At 67.4% G+C, this 19,548-nt stretch carries 20 protein-coding genes; 10 read left to right on the forward strand and 10 right to left on the reverse strand.

The features are described 5' to 3' along the window. Window positions 1-12: 12 nt before the first annotated feature. Window positions 13-1,071 (reverse strand): cobalamin-independent methionine synthase II family protein, encoded by a 1,059-nt coding sequence (locus ED92_RS16400; RefSeq protein WP_037338863.1) that lies wholly within the window; start codon window positions 1,069-1,071, stop codon window positions 13-15. Window positions 1,072-1,325: 254 nt separating this feature from the next. Between ED92_RS16400 and ED92_RS16405 the strand changes: the two genes are divergently transcribed. The 6 genes from ED92_RS16405 to ED92_RS16425 all read left to right on the forward strand — a co-directional run bounded on the left by ED92_RS16405 (window position 1,326) and on the right by ED92_RS16425 (window position 5,938). Next, window positions 1,326-1,592 carry a DUF3040 domain-containing protein gene (locus tag ED92_RS16405; protein ID WP_037338864.1) on the forward strand — a complete coding sequence of 89 codons (267 nt, stop codon included), beginning with the start codon at window positions 1,326-1,328 and terminating at the stop codon, window positions 1,590-1,592. Window positions 1,593-1,653: 61 nt separating this feature from the next. Next, the gene (locus tag ED92_RS16410) at window positions 1,654-2,079 is read left to right on the forward strand and encodes a YciI family protein (protein ID WP_037338865.1); all 426 of its coding nucleotides are present in this window, start codon (window positions 1,654-1,656) and stop codon (window positions 2,077-2,079) included. Between the two features lie 9 nt (window positions 2,080-2,088). Next, window positions 2,089-3,129 carry a DNA polymerase IV gene (locus tag ED92_RS16415; protein ID WP_037338866.1) on the forward strand — a complete coding sequence of 347 codons (1,041 nt, stop codon included), beginning with the start codon at window positions 2,089-2,091 and terminating at the stop codon, window positions 3,127-3,129. Window positions 3,130-3,379: 250 nt separating this feature from the next. After that, entirely contained in the window at window positions 3,380-4,855 is a 1,476-nt protein-coding gene (ahcY, locus tag ED92_RS16420; RefSeq protein WP_037338867.1) for an adenosylhomocysteinase, read from the forward strand. Window positions 4,856-5,411: 556 nt separating this feature from the next. Then, window positions 5,412-5,567: a DUF6131 family protein gene (locus ED92_RS43005; protein ID WP_007034891.1), complete on the forward strand. Its 156-nt coding sequence runs from the start codon at window positions 5,412-5,414 to the stop codon at window positions 5,565-5,567. Window positions 5,568-5,716: 149 nt separating this feature from the next. Then, window positions 5,717-5,938 (forward strand): DUF2795 domain-containing protein, encoded by a 222-nt coding sequence (locus ED92_RS16425; protein WP_037340145.1) that lies wholly within the window; start codon window positions 5,717-5,719, stop codon window positions 5,936-5,938. Window positions 5,939-6,109: 171 nt separating this feature from the next. Here ED92_RS16425 and ED92_RS16430 read toward each other — a convergent pair whose 3' ends face one another. The 7 genes from ED92_RS16430 to ED92_RS16460 all read right to left on the reverse strand — a co-directional run bounded on the left by ED92_RS16430 (window position 6,110) and on the right by ED92_RS16460 (window position 11,332). Further along, entirely contained in the window at window positions 6,110-6,322 is a 213-nt protein-coding gene (locus ED92_RS16430) for a hypothetical protein (RefSeq protein ID WP_081975812.1), read from the reverse strand. Window positions 6,323-6,455: 133 nt separating this feature from the next. After that, entirely contained in the window at window positions 6,456-7,310 is an 855-nt protein-coding gene (locus ED92_RS16435) for a Ku protein (protein WP_037338871.1), read from the reverse strand. Between the two features lie 118 nt (window positions 7,311-7,428). After that, entirely contained in the window at window positions 7,429-8,655 is a 1,227-nt protein-coding gene (locus ED92_RS16440) for a styrene monooxygenase/indole monooxygenase family protein (RefSeq protein ID WP_016334729.1), read from the reverse strand. Between the two features lie 24 nt (window positions 8,656-8,679). Then, on the reverse strand, window positions 8,680-9,297 hold the full coding sequence (locus ED92_RS16445; protein ID WP_037338873.1) for an ATP/GTP-binding protein: 618 nt from the start codon (window positions 9,295-9,297) through the stop codon (window positions 8,680-8,682). After that, a complete protein-coding gene (locus ED92_RS16450; RefSeq protein WP_081975813.1) occupies window positions 9,272-9,655 on the reverse strand; it encodes a DUF742 domain-containing protein in 384 nt (127 codons plus the stop codon). Before ED92_RS16450 ends, ED92_RS16445 begins: the two co-directional genes overlap by 26 nt. A gap of 19 nt (window positions 9,656-9,674) precedes the next feature. Then, the gene (locus ED92_RS16455; RefSeq protein WP_005159022.1) at window positions 9,675-10,109 is read right to left on the reverse strand and encodes a roadblock/LC7 domain-containing protein; all 435 of its coding nucleotides are present in this window, start codon (window positions 10,107-10,109) and stop codon (window positions 9,675-9,677) included. Then, the gene (locus ED92_RS16460) at window positions 10,106-11,332 is read right to left on the reverse strand and encodes a sensor histidine kinase KdpD (protein ID WP_037338877.1); all 1,227 of its coding nucleotides are present in this window, start codon (window positions 11,330-11,332) and stop codon (window positions 10,106-10,108) included. Before ED92_RS16460 ends, ED92_RS16455 begins: the two co-directional genes overlap by 4 nt. Before the next feature lie 272 nt (window positions 11,333-11,604). Between ED92_RS16460 and ED92_RS16465 the strand changes: the two genes are divergently transcribed. The 4 genes from ED92_RS16465 (at window position 11,605) to ED92_RS16480 (ending at window position 17,589) form a co-directional block, all read left to right on the forward strand. Then, window positions 11,605-12,252, forward strand: a complete 648-nt coding sequence (locus ED92_RS16465) for a TetR/AcrR family transcriptional regulator (RefSeq protein WP_037338879.1) — start codon at window positions 11,605-11,607, stop codon at window positions 12,250-12,252. 30 nt (window positions 12,253-12,282) lie between these two features. Continuing rightward, entirely contained in the window at window positions 12,283-14,016 is a 1,734-nt protein-coding gene (locus tag ED92_RS16470) for an ABC transporter ATP-binding protein (protein ID WP_037338882.1), read from the forward strand. Beyond that, a complete protein-coding gene (locus ED92_RS16475; protein WP_037338884.1) occupies window positions 14,016-16,025 on the forward strand; it encodes an ABC transporter ATP-binding protein in 2,010 nt (669 codons plus the stop codon). Before ED92_RS16470 ends, ED92_RS16475 begins: the two co-directional genes overlap by 1 nt. 127 nt (window positions 16,026-16,152) lie before the next feature. Then, a complete protein-coding gene (locus tag ED92_RS16480) occupies window positions 16,153-17,589 on the forward strand; it encodes a DNA polymerase ligase N-terminal domain-containing protein (protein WP_052120727.1) in 1,437 nt (478 codons plus the stop codon). Here the strand turns inward: ED92_RS16480 and ED92_RS16485 are convergent. Together ED92_RS16485 and ED92_RS16490 are read right to left on the reverse strand one after the other, a co-directional pair. Then, the gene (locus ED92_RS16485) at window positions 17,586-17,939 is read right to left on the reverse strand and encodes an STAS domain-containing protein (RefSeq protein ID WP_037338886.1); all 354 of its coding nucleotides are present in this window, start codon (window positions 17,937-17,939) and stop codon (window positions 17,586-17,588) included. The two genes, ED92_RS16480 and ED92_RS16485, sit on opposite strands and share 4 nt — an antisense overlap. Before the next feature lie 75 nt (window positions 17,940-18,014). After that, a complete protein-coding gene (locus ED92_RS16490) occupies window positions 18,015-19,526 on the reverse strand; it encodes a CYTH and CHAD domain-containing protein (RefSeq protein WP_037338889.1) in 1,512 nt (503 codons plus the stop codon). Between the last annotated feature and the right edge of the window lie 22 nt (window positions 19,527-19,548).

Here is a 19,548-nt window from a genome sequence, read left to right on the forward strand (position 1 = left end):
CATCACGCGGCGTCAGAGCGCTTCGGCGGCGAGGCGCGTCCCTTCGACGCGGGCGGCGATCTTGGCGAACGCGATGTCCCGTGACGTCGAGGTGTCGTCGGCGAACGGGGAGAACCCGCAGTCGTCACAGGTGCCCAGCCGCTCCGGCGGGAGGTATCGCGCCGCCTGCAGAACCCGGTCCCGGACCTCCTCGGCGGTTTCGACCCTCGGGTCGATCGGGTCGGTCACGCCGACGAAGACCCGCTGGTCCGGCCCCGCGTGCTCGGCGATCACGCGCAACGCCCGTTCGGGATCCGCCTCACTGGCGAGCTGGACGTAGACGTTGCCGACCTTCAGCTGGAACAGCGTCGGCAGCAGTCCGGCGTAATCGACGTCGAGGCTGTGCACGGAGTCCTGGTCCCCACCGGGGCAGGTGTGCACGCCGATCTTCTTCCGCTCCTCGTCCGAGAACCGGTCCAACACCGCGTTGTTCAGGTCCACAAAGGACTGGAGCAGGCCGCCCGACGGATCAAGCTTCAGCGACAACCTGCCCTCGGTGAAGTCGATCTGCACGCTGTTCGCGCCCGCGTCGAGACTGCGGCGGATATCGGCCTCCGCTTCGTTCACCAGGTCGGCGATGAACTGTTCTTTGTCATATCCCGACAATTCCTCACCGGGATAGACGAGACTGATCGCCGAAGCCGCGATCACCGCCTGCTTCACCGGTTTGGTCGCATACTTTTTCGCCTCACGCAGATAAGCGTCGGCGTACGCCTGATAGCGGAACGGCCCGGCGGTGAGTCTCGGCAGCTGCCGGGTGTGCCCGTCGGCGAACGGGATCACGACGCCGTCCGGCGCCAGCGAAGTGAGGCCCGCCAAGGGATACGTGGCGAAGCTCGGCTTGCCCTGTTCCCCGTCGGTGATGACCGGGGAGCCGGTCTCCTCCAGGCGCTTGATGGTGTCCACGAGGGCTTTTTCGCGCAATTCGCCGAGTCCGTCGGCGTCGAGCCGCCCCGCCGCGTGCTCACCGAGCGCCTCGATGAGATAGCCGGGCCGGGGAATGCTGCCGATCGGTTCGGTGGGCATCGTCATCGCTCGGGTCCTCCCAGATGGCGCAACCGCGGCCACCCTGGCCACAGGCGCAGAAGCTACCGAGCTCTCCCTTCCGTGACGATCTTTTCCCGTGCCGAAACCCCTAATGGCGCAACCATTCGATCGAAATCGATCTTCCTTAGCCCTCGCGTATAGGTCGTTATACGAACGGGAGCGAAATTCGATGCTTATCCAGCCCCGCTCCTGGGTATTCCGTGGTTGTCGACGGCCGGGGCGCGCCGAAGGAGAAACCGATGCTGAGCCATCATGATCGGCAAGAGCTGGAGAAGATCGAGCGCTGGTTCGAGCTCACCGAACCGGCGCTGGCCGCCCGGCTCCGCGCCGGCAGGCCCGCCCGGCCCCCGCTCCTCCGGCTCGCCGTCCTCCTGAGCCTCGACATCACCGCGGGCCTGTTGATGTTGCTGGGCTTGATGCTGAACAGCCCGGCCCTCCTGCTGACCGGGATGATCACCGTGACCGCGGCGGTGATCGCGCATCTGTCCCGGCTCGGGCGCGACTGACCGTCTTCCCCGCCACCGGTAGAGTCCGGGCGAAACGTCCGGTTCACTGGGAGGAAGACGCATGCGGTTCATGATCATCATCAAGGCGGACGAAGATTCCGAAGCCGGGAAGATGCCGCCGATGGAGGCTTTGACCGCCATGGCGAAGTTCAACCAGGAGATGCTCGACGCCGGGGTGCTGGTGGGCGGCGAGGGCCTGCAGGAGAGCTCGAAGGGCGCGCGGGTCACGCTCAGCGCCACCGGGGCCACCGTCACCGACGGCCCGTTCACCGAAGCCAAGGAACTCGTCGGCGGCTTCTGGATCGTCGATGTCCCGTCGCGCGCCGAAGCGATCGAGTGGGCGAAGCGCTGCCCCACTCCCCCGACCGGCGACACCGTGCTCGAGGTCCGCAAGATCCTCGAAGCCGAGGATTTCGGTGAGAACTTCACGCCCGAACTGCAGGAGAACGAGCAGCGGATGCGCGACGAGATCGCAGAACGGGCCTAAGGTCGGCTCATGGCCGGCCGGGAGTGGATCCTTCACGTCGACCTCGACCAGTTCATCGCGGCGGTCGAGGTCTCCCGGCGGCCTGAGCTGCGCGGCAAGCCCGTGGTCGTCGGCGGCACGGGCGATCCGACCGAACGGGCCGTGGTGGCGACGGCGTCGTACGAGGCGCGGGAGTTCGGCATCCGGTCCGGGATGCCGTTGCGAACCGCCGCGAAACGCTGTCCTGACGCGATCTTCCTCGCCACGGACGCGCCCGCGTACCAAGAAGTCTCCGATCGGGTGATGGCGACACTGCGGGAATTCCCCGTGGTCGTCGAGGTGCTCGGCTGGGACGAAGCGTTCCTCGGCGTCACCACCGCCGATCCCGAAGCACTCGCCGCCGACATCCGCCGGGAAGTGGCCGACGAGACCGGGCTCTCCTGCTCGGTCGGCATCGGGGACAACAAGCTGCGCGCCAAACTCGCCACCGGCTTCGCCAAACCGGCGGGGATCTTCCGTCTCGTCCAGGACAACTGGTGGGAGGTGATGGCCGAAAAGCCGACGGACGCGCTCTGGGGCATCGGCGGCAAGACCACGAAGAAGCTCGCCGAGGCCGGCTATCACACCGTGCTGGAATTGGCGGGCGCCGATCCGGCGGACCTCGCGGCCCGGTTCGGCCCGAAGCTCGGCCCGTGGTACCGGATCCTCGCCGGCGGGCTCGGCGACGCCGAAGTCACCGCGACGCCCTATGTCGCACGGTCCCGTAGCCGCGAGACGACTTTTCAGCGGAATCTCACCGATCCCGAGGTCATGGCCGCCGAGGTCGCCGCACTCGCGAAACGGGTCTCACAGGACGTCGCCGAGGAAAGCAGGCCCGCCGCGCGGGTAGCGGTCAAGGTCCGGTTCGCCCCGTTCCAGACCCATACGCACAGCGTGACCCTGCCCGCACCGACCTCCGACCCAGTCGAAATCGAAAAAGCGGCGCTGGCCGTGCTCGGCATGTTCGACCTCGGCAGGCCGGTCCGGCTGCTCGGCGTCCGCGCCGAATTCGGCACACCCGCGTCGCCTTGACAGCTCTCGCGGCGCTTTGCCATCCTGGTTCCGGGTCGAGAGGCGCTGCGACGGAATTCTTCCGCCACGCTCGGCCCGCCGCGACAGACGTAAGGGCGCCTCCCACTGTGGAGGTGCCTTTCTTGCGTCAGAACCCTTTTCCGGCCTTCGTCGTCGAGGCCGTGCGCTGAACCCCCGTACTGACACCGTCCTTCCCGCCACCGGCGAGAAGGACCGCTCCGCCCTGCCTTCCTCGATGAATGGAGAACCAGTGAGCCCCACCCTGTCCAAGGTCAACGGGATCGAATTCGCCGTCGCCGACCTTTCCCTCGCCGAGGCCGGCCGCAAGCAGCTGCGCCTCGCCGAGGTCGAGATGCCCGGCTTGATGGCGCTGCGCCGCGAATACGCCGACTCGCAGCCGCTGAAGGGCGCCCGGGTGGCGGGTTCGCTGCACATGACCGTCCAGACCGCCGTGCTGATCGAGACGCTCGTCGCACTGGGCGCCGAGGTGCGCTGGGTGTCCTGCAACATCTTCTCCACGCAGGACGAGGCCGCCGCGGCCGTCGTCGTCGGCCCGAACGGCACCGTCGAAAACCCCTCGGGCTCCTCGGTGTTCGCGTGGAAGGGCGAGACGCTCGCCGAATACTGGTGGTGCACCGACCAGCTCTTCGACTTCGGTGACGGCCGAGTCCCGAACATGATCCTGGACGACGGCGGCGACGCGACCCTGCTGATCCACAAGGGCGTCGAGTTCGAGGCGGCGGGCGCCGTCCCGCAGGCGACCGAGGAGGACGGCGAGGAGTACGGCCTCGTCCTGGAGACCCTGCGCGAAAGCCTCAGCCGCGACACCGGCCGGTTCACCCGGATCGCCAAGGAGGTCCGCGGCGTCACCGAGGAGACCACCAACGGCGTCAAGCGGCTCTACAAGCTCGCCAAGGAAGGCGAGCTGCTCTTCCCGGCGATGAACGTGAACGACTCGGTGACGAAGTCGAAGTTCGACAACAAGTACGGCATCCGCCACTCGCTCATCGACGGTCTCAACCGCGGCACCGACGTGATGATCGCGGGCAAGGTCGCGGTCGTCTGCGGCTACGGCGACGTCGGCAAGGGCGCGGTGGAATCGCTGCGCGGCCAGGGCGCGCGCGTGGTCGTGACCGAGATCGACCCGATCTGCGCGCTGCAGGCGGCGATGGAGGGCCTCGACGTCGTGGAACTCGACGACGTCGTCGAGCGCGGCGACATCTTCATCACCACCACCGGCAACTTCGACATCATCATGGCCGACCAGATGGCCAAGATGAAGCACAACGCGATCGTCGCGAACGTCGGCCACTTCGACAACGAGATCGACATGGCGGGCCTCGCGAAGATCCCGGGCATCCAGAAGATCGAGGTCAAGCCGCAGGTGCACGAGTGGGTCTTCCCCGCGACGGCGGACCGCGAGGCGCACTCGATCATCGTGCTCTCCGAGGGCAGGCTGATGAACCTCGGCAACGCGACCGGCCACCCGAGCTTCGTGATGTCGAACTCCTTCACCAACCAGACGATCGCGCAGATCGAGCTGTTCACGAAGCCCGGTGAGTACGCCACCGACGTCCACGTGCTGCCGAAGCACCTCGACGAGAAGGTGGCCCGCCTGCACCTGGATGCGCTGGGTGTCCGGCTGACCAAGCTGACCAAGCGCCAGGCCGAGTACATCGGCGTGGACGTCGAAGGTCCGTACAAGCTGGACCACTACCGGTACTGAGCCCTTCACTCCCTGTGAGTCGCAGTACATGAAGGCCCCCTTCCTTGCGCCAGACGCAGTGAAGGGGGCCTTCACGCGCCGCCGCTGTGACCACTGGCACCGATGGGGCGCTTGCACCGACCCACAGGTCCGTGAAGGCCTCCTTGAGGGCCCCTGGGTCCCTCAAGGAGGCCTTCACGGACTTGTTTGCTTACCCACTGGTGCGGGTCGAACCTGAGGGCTCGGGCGTTGTACGTCCTGGCTTCTCCACGTTTGGATTCGTTGATGAAGGATTCGGGACAGTGAACGTCCCAAATCCTTCATCGACAACGCTCGGGCCAGTGTGGAACGGAGCGAATCCCGCTCACGCACAGGACAGACGTAGATGTACAAATCCGGCCCTCCTTGAGGGAGCTGGCACACACCTGGCGCCCGGCGCACAAGCCACCGTTAGGCCGAATGCGTGAAAACTTCGGCCGGATGGACCTGTTTCTCGCGTTTTCGGGGCGGGAATCCCTTGCGTAGCCACACCCCGGCAGCACTCGGGCCGGGCGACTACGAAGGAGAAGGTGTTCCCGTGATCATTCTCGGCGTCATCCTGATTGTCGTCGGTGTCATCGCCAGCATTCCCGTCCTGTACTCGATCGGGATCGCGCTGGCGGTCATCGGCATCATCCTGGCCGTTCTCGGGAACACCGGGAAGGCCATCGGCGGTCGCGCCCACTGGTACTGAGCACCGGACCGAAACCGGTACCGAGCCCCCCGGTGCCGGTCCTGAAACAGCCCGGGCACCCGGCGTTCCCCTCACGCCGGGTGCCCGGGCTGTTTCCGTTCTCCGTCCACCGGGTATCCGCCCCGGACGAGGAGAAGGAGGGAGAGCCGATGGCAGGAACAGACCCGCGCCCGTACTTGACGGAGGCGCGTTATCCGTGCGGACGTGACGAACTCCTGCGGGCCGCCGCGGCGGCCGGAGCGGGCGACGAGGTGCTCGGGCCGCTGGGCGCCCTTCCCGCGCGTGACTACGCGGACGGAGACGGGGTCTGGGACGCGGTGTGCGCCTGCGACGGCGCTTCGATCCACGACACCGCGAAGGAAGCGCCGTGACAGGAAAACCGTGACATGAAGGGGTCCCCCGGCTCCGAGGGGGAGGGAGAGCCGGAGGACCCCGTCATAGTTAACACATTCCCGGCCGCGATGTACACGAACGCCTACACCTTCGAGTGGCAATCGGTCGCGATCACCCGGATCGGGCCGGATTGGTGTATTGGCCGCCGGTCAAGAAGCCCGCAGCAGCATCTGGGTCGAAACCTCCGCGCACGAGCAGCCGCCGTCGACGTCGAAACAGTCGATCGTCAGCGTGTGCCGCGCGAAGTCGAAGTCGACGCAGCCGTCTTCGCTGCATTCGGTGAAGCCACCGTCGAGGTGGACCACCAGGGTGCCGTGGCAGTGGTCGAGTCCGACGGCGCAGAACGCGCACTCCATGCTCATACCGCCTCCCGCGTTCAGGAAAGTTCTCCTCGATTGCCTTACTACCACCGAGGGACGACAGATCCTGGCATACGCGCGGCGTGTCGCGGCACCCGGCGGGGTGACGCCGGGCACAACAGTCCACAAAGGATGGTCAGGCGCTCTTCGGGGTTCGCTTGCCGGACGCGGGTTTCTTCGCCGCGGTGGCCTTCTTGGCCGTCGACGGCTTCCTGCTCTTCTTCGCCTCGCTCACGCTGGCCTGCAAGGCCTCCATGAGGTCGACGACGTCGGCCTTCGCGCCGACGGCCTTCGGCTTGGTCGTCTCGTTCCCCGCGACCTTGGCCTCGATCATGGCCTCCAGCGCCTCGCGGTAGGAGTCCGTGTACTTGTCCTGCTCGAACACCGGCTCCGACAGCGAGTCGATCAGCGAGCCGGCCATCGTCAGTTCCTGCGGCCGCACCTGCGGCGGATCGTCGTGCAGGAAACCGAAATCCGGGACGCGGACCTCGTCGGGCCACAGCATCGTCGTCATCGTCAGGACGTCGCTGTGCACCCGCAGGATCGCGAGCGTCTCCCGCTGCCGGATGGCGACCTTCGCGACCGCCACGTGGCTCGCCTTCTGCAGCGCGTCACGCAGGACCACGTACGGTTTGACGGCGTTCTTCTGCGGTTCGAGGTAGTAGGTCTTGTCGAACTGGATCGGGTCGATGGACTCCAGCGGTACGAACTCGAGCACGTCGATCGCCCGTGACGACGCCAGCGGCAGTTCGGACATGTCCTCGTCGGTGAGCACGACCATCTCGCCGTCGGGCAGTTCGTACCCCTTGGCGATCTCGGCGTAGGGCACTTCCTCGCCGTCGATCGTGCAGAACCGCTTGTACTGGATGCGACCGCCGTCGGCCTCGTGCACCTGGCGCAGCGAGACGTTCTTGTTCTCGGTGGCCGCGTAGAGCTGGATCGGGATGCTCACCAGCCCGAAGGACACCGAGCCCTTCCACATCGAACGCATCGAGCCGCACCTCCGCTGCCGTCACCGACCGTACTCACGCACGGTGACAACGGTAGCCCGAAACGGCGCACCGCGACAGTCCCGCACACTCGGACGCGGGACTGTCGCGCTACCGGAATCAGGCCTCGGCCAGGTACTTCTCCGCCTTCGCCGGATCGAGGAACCAGTGCTGGAAATCGGTCGGATCGGAGAACCCGTTCGCGAACCGCTTCGCCACGGCGGGGTTCTCCCCCGCCGCGCCGATGATCTGGAGCACGTGCGGAGGCGGCGGCTGCAGCATCGCGTTCGTCCAGGTCGTGACGTGCTGGGCGTACTCCCAGTACTTCTCGAACGACGCGGTCATCCACTCTTCGTCGAACGGCTTGTCCCCGCGTTCGAGGATCGAGTCCAGATAGGACGCCGCGCAGTGGCTCGCGTTGTTCGAGCCCTGGCCGGTGATCGGGTCGTTGGCCACCACGACGTCGGCCATGCCGAGCACCGCGGTCCCCGAGCCCAGTTTGCCGACCGCGTTCCGCACGACCGGGGTGTACCCGCCCGCCAGCGTCGCCTTGTCGTCGGTCAGCACTGCGTTCCGTGATCGTTCGTACTCCCACGGGAGGAACTGCTTCATCAACGACAGGATGCGGTCGAGATGCTGCTGCGGCGTCGGCCGGTCGTCCCAGCAGTCGAGCGGGCCGCCGGGAATCCCCTCGAAGAACAGGATGTCGCAGTTCCCGCTCAGCGTGTACGCGGGGATCATGAACAGTTCACCCACACCGGGGATGATGTTGAACCGCACCGCCGCCTTGTCCGGATGCTCGGGCCGGCGCTCCAGCCCGTGCACGTACGCCAGCGAAAGCGCGCGCTGGGGTTCGGTGTACGGCGAACGCTCCGGGATCCGGTCGAACAGCTGGACCAGTTCGCCCTTGCCCGCCGCGATGACCACCAGGTCGTACAGCTTCGCCAGCGGGGCCAGATCCGAGGTGGTGACGCCGTGGATGACGACCTTGCCGCCGCGGTCCTCCACCAGTTCCAGCCAGGCCGCCATCTTCACCCGCTGGTCGACCGATTGCGCGTAGTGCTCCAACGGCCCGAACCAGTCCAGCACGCGGCTGGAATCCGGGCCGGCGATGGAAACGCCGAGTCCCTCGACCTTGACGGTCTCGTCCTCCCACAGGTTCAGCTTGTGGTCCCGCTCGTGCTGCAAAGCCGAATGGAACATGCACTGGGTCGACATCACCTTGCCGGAGCGGATCTCGTCCGGCGTCCGCGCCGACATCACCGTGACGTCGTAGTCGTGGGACAGCAGGCTCAAGGCCAGCTGCAACCCCGACTGCCCGGCACCGACGATCAGAACCTTGCGCATCCTCTGCGTTCCTCCCAGAACCGTTCAGCCAAGTGAAGCGAACTCGCGGCCTGGCCCGGAGACCACCGCGAGGGACAACGTGTGCGACACCAGTTCCTGCAGCGTCGCGACCGCCGACTTCGGGTCGCGGGCGTCGCAGGTGACCAGCGGGATGTCCGGGGAGAGCGCCAGCGCGTCGCGGACCTCTTCGAGGTCGTGCACCGGCATCCCCTCGAACTGGTTGACCGCGACGATGAACGGCAGCTCCGAATCGTTCTCGAAGTAGTTGATCGCGGCGAACGACTGGTCGATCCGGCTGGTGTCGACCAGTACGACGGCACCGAGCGCGCCGCGCGAAAGGTCGTCCCAGAGGAACCAGAACCGGGCCTGGCCGGGTGTGCCGAACAGGTACAGGAGCAGGTCTTCACGCAGGGTGATCCGGCCGAAGTCCATCGCGACCGTGGTGGTGGATTTGGTTCCGGGCGGCACCAGCTCGTCGACCCCGGCCCCGGCCTCGGTCATCCAGGCCTCGTTGCTCAGGGGCGGGACCTCGGAGACGGAGCCGACGAACGTCGTCTTGCCCACGCCGAATCCACCGGCGACCACGATCTTGGCGGAGATCGCCAGCAGATCGGCGTCAGACCGGGAGGCGCTTGAGTCCATCGAGGATCCTCTCGAGCACGTTCGTATCGTGGTTGTAGGCGTGGGCCGTCGGGTGCACGAAGACGGCGCCCTGGGTGGCGAGGTCGCCGATGAGCACCCGGACCACGCCCAGTGGCAGATCCAGTCCCACCGAAAGCTCGGCGATCGACGAGCGTTCGCGGGCGCGCTCGTACAGCGAGCGCGATTCGGGCATCAGCGCCTCGGCCAGCGACGGGTCGTAACGCGGGACCGAAATCAAGGTCTCCACCAGCAGCAGCTGGCTGCTCTTGGTCCGGCCGCCGGTCAGCGCGTACGGCCGGATTCTGCGGCTGCGCATCTTGACGTGCCGGTCCGGAGATTGGTCGCTGGACACGGTCATCCCTTCCTTCTCCGGATTCTCAGGCCTGCGGCCGTCGGGCGGTCAGGACCTGCCGGAGTCCCGCTCGCACCTCGGGGGTGAGCGCGTGACCGGCGTTGGTGATGAACTGGGTCATCTCGTAGGCGACGACCTTCATGTCGCAGTCCGGTTCGGTGAGCACCGCGAGGCCCGCTTCGGCACCGATCCCCATGAACAGGAAGTACCCGCGGGTCAGCCGGATGATGATCTGCTCGCAGTTGCCCTTGCCGAACAGCGCGGCGCTGTTGCCCGCGAGGCTGAGCAGCCCGCTCGCGATCGCGGCGAGCTGCTCGGCGTCGTCACTGGACACCGATTCCGACGCGGTCAAAGGGAAACCGTCGACGGACATGATCAGCGCGTGGCTAGCACCGTGCACCTTGCGCACGAAGTCGTCGAGCAGCCACGTGAAATCCGTGGTCGCGTCCTGGGCGGTCACTGGGTGTTTCCTCCGGTCTCACGCTCGTGCCGGTCGTCGAGAGCGGCACGCTCGCCGTCGGTGAAGGCATCGAGGTCGGCCAGCAGCGCCTCGTGCCCGTCCGCCGCGTCGGCGGGCGGGGTGGTCGGCGGGGCCGGTTCGTCGGGCAAAGTCCTGATACTGCGGGAAACCCGGCGCGGAAGACCGCTGGCCGTGGTGCCGCCGTCGGCGGGCGGCTGGAAGGCCGAGCGCGGACGGGGGCTGGGCTTCCGTTCGGGTTCCGGCGCGGCCGAGGGGGCCGGGCGGCGCCTCGGCAGCCCGGACGGCGTCGCGACCGGCCCGCCCACGGGCGCGCCGTTGGTGATCCTGGCCTGCGGCAGCACGACCGTCTGCGAACCGGACCACTGCTTCTCGGCCAGTTCCGAGACCACCGGGACCGGCAGCAGCACGGTGGCGACCGTGCCGTGCGGGGTGCGGCGGTCGAGTTTGACGGTGATCTCGTGGCGGTCGGCGAGCCTGCCGACGACCGCGAGTCCCATGTGCCGCACGGAATCGTCGTCGAGCACCGGGCCGGCCGCGAGCCGTTCGTTCAGCACCGCGAGCCGTTCGGGCGGCATGCCGATGCCCTCGTCCTCGATCCGGATCAGCACGCTCCCCTGTTCGGTGAGGTGCGCGCTGACGCTGACCGGAGAACTCGGTGACGACTGGTTCGCCGCGTTGTCGAACAGTTCCGCGAGGATCCGGCTGACGTCCTCGGCGGCGAAGCCGACGACACCGAGCGAAACGACGCGGCCGATCGTGATCCGCGAGTAGTGGTCGATCGACGACATCGCCGCCCGCATCACGTCGAGCACGGAAGAGATCCCGGCCGTCGTGTCGTCGGCGTCCCGGCCGGCGAGCACGCGCAGGTTCTCCGCGTTGCGCCGCAACCGGGTGGCGAGGTGGTCGAGCCGGTAGAGCTCGGCGAGGCGGTCGGAGTTCTCCTCCCCCGCCTCCATCGTCTCCAGCTGCGCGAGCAACTGGTCGAGCAGATTGAGGTCGCGCAACGCGACGTTGGAGCAGACACCCGCGAGCGCGCCGGCGTCCGGCGCTTCAACGGCAGGCCGCTGCTCCACTTCCGGTTCGACCGGTGGAGCCGACGGAGCGTGCCGGGGCGGTGCGGCGAGGAACTGCGCCGCGGCGACCCTGGAACGGTCCAGAAGAACCCGTGAGCGGTCAAGCAAGCCTCGAGCCCGCGTCACCATGTGCTTCCACTTCTTTCTCTTCGCATACCCGGACCCGTGTCGCACTCCCCAGCACAACGACGGCCATGCAAGCAGAAGTCACTATCCGTGTCCACAGTCGGTTTCCGTTCAACCGCTGGCAGTGACCTGGTCACGAACGCGTTACGGCTGGTGAGCGCGGCGCGCTAGGCCATTCGGCTGCATCTTGCGTGTTGCACGCCACGGGGGATGTCCGAAAAGTGCGGACTGCGCAGGAATTTGCGTGCCCCGCAAGTTTTCCCTACCCTGGCCGCATGACCCTGGACCCGAACGCGCCTTTGGGACTGCGCGAACGCAAGAAGCGCGCCGCCCGGCGCGCCATGAGCGAGGCAGCGCTCAGGCTGGCCGCGGAGAAGGGCGTCGAGCAGGTCCGCGTCGAAGACATCGCCAGTGCCGTGGGTGTCTCGTCGCGCACCTTCAACAACTACTTCTCCAGCAAGGAGGAGGCGATCTGCTCGTTCATCGTCGAACGGCAGGAACGGGTCCTGGAGGCCTTGCGTGAAAGGCCGCCAGAGGAGTCCTTGTGGGAAGCGGTCAGCGCCGCGACTCTGGAGACCTACGGCCGCGAGGGCGAGCCGAACCGCGATTCGGTGAAGCTCGCGCGGTCGATGATCCTCCACCCGTCGGTGCACGGCGAGTTCCTCAAGGCCCACGCCACCGTCGAACGGGTGCTGGCGGAGGGCATCCTCGAACGGGCGGGGGCGGGCCCGGAAAACGCGTTGAACGCCAGGCTGATGGCGGCCATCGTGGAGTCCGCGGTGAAGACGGCGTTCTTCCACTGGCTGATGAACGAGGGCACCGAGCCGTTCCTGGAGACGGTCTCCGCCCTCCTGCACGAGGCCGCCGCGGGCGTCCCGTCCCTCACCGGACCCGAACCGGTGAAGAAACCGAACAAGCAGTAACACCCTACCCACCACTGGGGAGAAACCGTTGTGCTGACGAAGTTGTTGCGCATTCACCTGCGCCCGTACCGGCGAGACCTGTGGCTGATCGTGCTGCTGCAGTTCGTCCAGACCCTCGCCGGGCTCTATCTCCCCACCTTGAACGCCGACATCATCGACTCCGGCGTCGTCAAGGGCGACATCGACTACATCCTCGGTGTCGGCGGCGTCATGCTGCTGGTGTCGCTGGTGCAGATCGCGTGTTCGATCGGCGCCGTTTACTACGGCGCCCGCACCGCGATGGCGGTCGGCCGCGACGTCCGCGGCGCGATCTTCCACCGGGTCCAGGATTTCTCCGCCCGCGAGGTCGGCCAGTTCGGGACACCGTCCCTGATCACCCGCACGACCAACGACGTCCAGCAGGTGCAGATGCTGACGTTGATGGCGTTCACCCTGATGGTGTCGGCGCCCATCATGTGCTTCGGCGGCATCATCATGGCGCTGAACCAGGACGTCACGCTCTCGTGGCTGCTGGTGCTCGCGGTGCCGATCCTCGGCGTCTCGGTCGGGATCATCATCGCGAAGATGCGGCCGGCGTTCCGGCTGATGCAGGAGCGCATCGACAAGATCAACCAGATCCTGCGCGAGCAGATCATGGGCATCCGCGTGATCCGCGCGTTCGTCAAGGACACCCACGAGCGGCGGCGGTTCACGAAGGCCGACACCGAACTGCTCGACGTCTCGCTGGTCGTCGGCAGGCTGATGGCCCTGATGTTCCCCATCGTGATGCTCGTGATGAACGCGTCCAGCGTCGCCGTGCTGTGGTTCGGCGGGCTGCGCATCGACGACGGCAGCATGCAGATCGGCGCGCTCACCGCGTTCCTGTCGTACCTGATGCAGATCCTGATGGCGGTCATGATGGCCACCTTCATGTTCATGATGGTGCCCCGTGCCGAGGTCAGCGCCGAGCGCATCACCGAGGTGCTGGACACGCACACCAGCGTCGTCCTCCCGGCGAACCCGGTGAGCCCCGGCGAGGTGCACGGACGGCTCGAACTGTCCGATGTGGAATTCCGTTATCCCGGCGCGGAGAAACCGGTGCTGCAGGACATCTCGCTGCTGGCCCTGCCCGGTGAGACCACCGCGATCATCGGCAGCACGGGCAGCGGGAAGACCACTCTGCTCAACCTGATCCCCCGGCTGATGGACGCCACCGACGGCTCGGTGCGCGTCGCCGGCGTCGACGTCCGTGAACTGGACGCGACCGTGCTTTCCGACGCCGTCGGGCTGGTGCCGCAGAAGCCGTACCTGTTCGCCGGGACGGTCGCGAGCAACCTGCGTTACGGCAAGGCCGACGCCACCGACGAGGAACTCTGGCACGCGCTGGAGGTGGCGCAGGGCAAGGACTTCGTCGAACGGATGCCCGAGGGGCTCGACTCCCCCATCGCACAGGGCGGAACGAACGTCTCGGGCGGGCAGCGGCAGCGGCTCGCGATCGCCAGGATGCTGGTGCGGCGCCCCGAGATCTATCTCTTCGACGACTCGTTCTCCGCGCTCGACTACGCGACCGACGCCGCGCTACGGCGGGCTCTTGTGGCCGAGACCGCCGAAGCGACCGTGGTCATCGTCGCGCAGCGGGTCAGCACGATCCGCCACGCGGACCGCATCGTCGTGCTCGACGAAGGCCGCGTCGTCGGCACCGGCACGCATACCGAACTCATGGACGGCAACGAAACCTATCGCGAGATCGTGCTGTCCCAGCTGACCGAGCAGGAGGCCGCCTGATGAGCGCGCCCGAATCCACGACGAAGGCCAAACCCCTGGGCGAGCGCGCGAGCGCGGCACGGGGGCCCGGCCCCGGCGGAGGCGGTCTCGGCCGCGGCCCCGCCGCCTTCATGGGCGGGCAGTCCGCCGAGAAGGCCTTGGACTTCAAGGGATCCTTGAAACGGCTGCTGCGGCTGCTCCAACCGCAACGCGCCATGCTGTACGGCATCCTGCTGTTCGGCGTCGCCAGCGTCGCGCTGAGCGTCATCGGGCCGAAGATCCTCGGCATGGCGACGGACCTCATCTTCGCGGGCGTCGTCGCGAAGGACATGCCCGCGGGGGTGAGCAAGGAGCAGGTGATCGCCGGCCTGCGGGCTGAAGGCAACAACACTCTCGCCGATCTCTTCTCGGGGATCGACTTCGTCCCGGGCCAGCGCATCGACCTCGACGCCGTCGGCCAGGTCCTGCTGTGGGTGCTGCTGCTCTACATCGTGGCGTCGTTCTTCTCGCTGCTGCAGGCGAGGCTGACCACGAACCTGGTCCAGCGGGCCGTGTTCGACCTCCGGGAACGGATCGAGGAGAAGTTCGCCAAGCTCCCGCTGAGCTACTTCGACCGCCAGCCGCGCGGCGAGGTGCTGAGCCGGGCGACCAACGACATCGACAATCTCGCGCTGTCACTGCAACAGACCCTCGCGCAGATCGTGTCGTCGCTGCTGATGGTCGTCGGCGTGCTCGTGATGATGTTCGTCATCTCGCCGGTGCTCGCGCTGGTCGCGCTGCTGTCGGTGCCCGCGTCGGTGATCGTCGCGGCCAAGATCGGCAAGAAGGCGCAGCCGCAGTTCATCAAGCAGTGGTCCACCACCGGACGGCTCAACGCGCATATCGAGGAGATGTACACCGGGCACTCGCTGGTCAAGGTGTTCGGCCGCCGTCAGGAGGCCGAGGAGGTCTTCCGGGAGCACAACGACACGCTCTACGGCGCGAGCTTCAAGGCGCAGTTCATCTCGGGCACCATCCAGCCCGCGATGATGTTCATCGGCAACCTGAGCTACGTGCTGGTGGCCGTGATCGGCGCGCTGCGGGTGGCGTCCGGGACGCTGTCGCTCGGTGATGTCCAGGCGTTCATCCAGTATTCACGGCAGTTCAGCCAGCCGGTCACCCAGATCGCCAGCATGGCGAACCTGCTGCAGTCCGGTATCGCGTCCGCGGAGCGGGTCTTCGCGCTGCTCGACGCGGACGAGCAGGAGCCGGAGCCCGCCGAACCCGCGCGGGTTGAGCAGGTGCGGGGCCGGGTCGAGTTCGAGCACGTGTCCTTCCGGTACGCCGAAGACACGCCGCTCATCGAGGACCTGTCGCTCACCGTCGAACCGGGGCACACCGTCGCCATCGTCGGCCCGACCGGCGCGGGGAAGACCACGCTGGTCAACCTGCTCATGCGGTTCTACGAACTCGACGGTGGCAGGATCACCCTCGACGGCGTCGACATCGCCGGGATGGACCGTGAAGACCTGCGCGCCAAGACCGGCATGGTGCTGCAGGACGCGTGGTTGTTCGGCGGCACGATCGCGGAGAACATCGCCTACGGTTCCGCGGGCGCCACGCAGGACGAGATCGTGGCGGCGGCCAAGGCGACCCACGTCGACCGGTTCGTCCGCACGCTTCCGGACGGCTACGACACGGTGATCGACGACGAGGGCGGCACGGTCAGCGCGGGCGAGAAACAGCTGATCACCGTCGCGCGGGCGTTCCTGGCGAAGCCCGCGATCCTCATCCTCGACGAGGCCACCAGTTCGGTCGACACCCGGACCGAGGTGCTGATCCAGCGGGCGATGAGTTCGCTGCGCGAGGGACGGACGAGTTTCGTCATCGCGCACCGGCTCTCCACCATCCGCGACGCGGACGTCATCCTGGTGATGGAGAACGGGTCGATCGTCGAACAGGGCGACCACGAAACGCTGCTGCTCACCGGTGGTGCGTACTCCCGGCTCTACGCCGCCCAGTTCGCGGAGGCGCTGGCCGAGACCGACTGAACCACATCGGCGCCGAAGGTCCCTTTCCTCCTTTTACCGTGGGAAAAGGGACCTTCGGCACACGGAAGGACGGTGAACGGCGCTAGGCTTGCGTGACCCGATCCGGAAAGGGGTGCGCCGGCCGACCATGGCGGAGAAACTCGGCGAATACCGCCGTAAGCGCAGACCTGGGCGAACTCCCGAACCCCTGCCGGATCGCGACGGGAAGACCGGGGCCGACGATCTCTTCGTCATCCAGGAACATCACGCGAGCAGCCTGCACTGGGACATCCGCCTCGAACGGGACGGGGTCCTCGTCTCCTGGGCGGTGCCGAAGGGCCTGCCGATGGCGCCAGACCAAGAGCGTCTGGCCGTGCACACCGAAGACCACCCGATGGAATACCTCACCTTCGAAGGCGAGATCCCGGCGGGTGAATACGGCGGCGGCACGATGACCATCTGGGACACCGGCCGGTACGAAACGCTGCACTTCAACGACCACAAGGTCGAAGTCGTCTTCCACGGCGCACGGGCACGCGGGAAATACCTGTTCCTCAACGTGAAGAAGGACGGACGAGACAACGGCTGGCTGCTCAAACGGCTCGACCCCGCCGACCCCGGCCGGAAGGAACTCCCCTCTTTCCTCGCCCCGATGCTGACCAAACCGGGCCGTCTCCCCTCGACCGGCGAAGACCCGGAATGGGCTTACGAATTCGACTGGTCCGGGCGCCGCACGCTGATCCGCGTATCCGGGGGCCGGATCACCGCCTACGACGATTCAGGCGACGACGTCACCGGCCTGTATCCCGAATTCCGCGGCCTCGGCGAACAACTCGGGGCCACGGAAGTCTTCCTCGACGGGGAAATCGTCGTCTTCGACGGCGGGAAGCCGAGCGCGGAAGGGCTCGGGCACCGCGCGCGGGCGACGAAGAACTCCGCCAAACGGCTCACCTCCCGGTATCCGGCGTTCTACCTGGTGAACGATCTCCTGCATCTGGACGGCCGCGCCTGTGTCGGGACGCCGTACGTCGAACGGCGGGAACTGCTCGACGAACTCGGGCTCGCCGGTCCGCATTGGCAAGTCCCGCGGTACTACCTCGGAGACGGCGGCGCGGTCGCGAGGGCGGCTCGTGAACACGGTCTCGCCGGTATCGTCGGCAAACGGGCCGACTCCGCGTATCACCCGGGAAAGCGCACCGGCGAATGGCTTTCCATCACGGGAACCCTGGTGCAGCAAGTGGTACTGGGCGGCTGGCGGCCGGGTGGCGGCAGCCGGGCGGGCACGTTCAGCTCGCTGTTGCTCGGCGTCCCGCACGAAGACGGCTTGCGGTACATCGGAAACTGCGGTGTCGGCTTCGCGGGTGACGAGCTGGAGACGCTCTCCAAGCAGCTGTTCCGCTTGGAGCGCAAGACATCCCCGTTCCACTCCGTTCCGGACAAACAGGCGCGGGACGCGCACTGGTCGCGGCCGACCATCGTCGGGGAGGTCGTCTTCGGCGGCTGGACCGACGCGGGTTGCCTGCGCAATCCACGGTGGCGGGGCCTGCTGCCGGACGTCTCCGCCGACGAGGTCGAGCTCGACTAGATCCGTACGTCCTCGACGTCCCACCGGACGTCGAGGTCCGCTCCGACCCCGCTGACGTCGAGAATCCGTGACACCAAAGCGGTCTTCACGATCACCGAGAACCGGGGCGACGCCGCGTTGGCCTCCTCGAGTGCCTGCAATCCGGCACAGCTGAGGAAACCGACGCCGGAGAGGTCGAGGATCACGTGCCTCCCTTTGACGCAGGCGCCACTGAGCTCGGTGCGGAAGCGTCCGACGGTCGCCGCGTCGATTTCCCCCACCGCGGTGAGGATGAGGACGCCGTCCTTGCGGCGGCAGGTGGTCACGGCCAGGTCCGGCTGTTCGCCGGGTACGCGCTGGCCAGGCAACATTGGGGGCGCCTCTCTCCAGACCACCAAGTTCCCTCGACGTTACTCGGCGACGGCGGCAGGTCAACCCGGGCTACCTCATTTGAGCCATTTCGGACGAGAACCTTTACCCGCCTTTTGCCATTTCCCGGCGAAGCGCCGGTGCGCGGCGTCGGCTTCGGCGACCGAACGCCCGTGCAGCAGCCCATACGTGAAAGCGTTTTCGTTCTCGGCGTAGGCGCGGAGGCCGAGGAGGCGCAGGACCTCCCGGCTGACCACGATGTCGTGATGCTCGCCGAGCGTGCTCTGCACCGCCTTGACGTTCTTTCGCCATTTTCGAAGCTTCTTGCCGGTCACCGGCCGGACCGCGTCCGCCGCGTAGCGGGCTCGCTTGGCCTTCTTGCGCACCTCGTGCAAGGCGGCGTCCTGCTCCGCGCCGGGCTCGAGCTCGCTCGCCGCGGCCACCGCCTTGCTCAGCTTCCGCCCCGACCGTGCGACGGCCTTGCGTAGTTCTTTCTTGCCATCCTTGATCTTCCGCGGTTTGCCGACGATCTTTTCCAGCGCTCGCAACAGCTTCGTGTACCGCTTGCTGTCGAGCGCCCGGATGGCGCGCGCCTTGGCCTCTTCGCCCTCGCGCGCGAAGTGGCGCGTCATCAGCTGCTCGACGTTCCCCAGCACCAGCTCGGCCGGGAGCGCCTTCACTTCGTCGTGCAGGCGCGCGGCCATGACCTCGCTGTCCCTCGCCGGCCCGAGTTCTCCGCCGAGCCAACGGAGTTCCTCGGCGAGCCCGGCCGCGACGTCGGCGTCCAGCGAGCGGCGGAAGGTTTTCAAGGCGCTCCGCAGCCGCCTGGTCGCGACGCGCATCTGGTGTACCGCGTCCTCGACGTCCCGGCGGACTCCGATGTCATGGCGTCGCAGCGCGTCCAGCTGCTCGGCGAGGTAGTCCGCCAGTACCGAGCCCGAAGCTCCCCTGGCCGGGGGCACGAGTTCGTCGGTCAGCCGCCGGAGCTTCGACGGCCACCTCGACCGCTCGGCGCCTCCTTCCAGGACCGCCTGCTCCAGGCTTTGGAGCAGTTCGGGGTCGGCGCCGGGCGAGAGTTCGATCTCGATCTCCCGCCAGCGGTCGAGGTGCGCCTTGTCCCCGCCCGCCTCGCCGATGACGACGTCGTCGGTCAGCGTCGCGAGCTCGTGCCCGTCGGCGTCGAGCAAGGCGTAGGAAGTGCGCTCGGTACGCAGATGCGCGGCCTGGACGAGTTTGGCGCCGAGCGTATGCGCCCGGACCAGTTTCGCCAGCGCGCCGGGCACCTTGTCCGGCTTTCCCGCCAGCGGGAGGCGGAGTTCCTCTCGCCTGTCCTCGCCGACCGGGAGTTTGAGATGCCAGCCCTCGTCGCTACCGCCGAGCCTCCGCCGCAGCGTGATGCCCGCCTGCGCGAGCCGGAAGTCGGCGGTGTCGAAGTACGTGGCGTCGAGGACGTCGACCCTCGGATCGGCCTGGTTCGTCACCGGACCGGCCGGGACCAGCGGCGGGATGGGCCGGTCGGCCGCCAGGTCGTACTTCCGCTCGATCTCCGCCTCGGCGACCGGGGCACCACCCTGCGTCTTCGTCACCACGAACTCCTTCTCCTCGGCTACC

The sequence above is a fragment of the Amycolatopsis sp. MJM2582 genome, assembly GCF_000754115.1.
Taxonomy (GTDB): domain Bacteria; phylum Actinomycetota; class Actinomycetes; order Mycobacteriales; family Pseudonocardiaceae; genus Amycolatopsis; species Amycolatopsis japonica.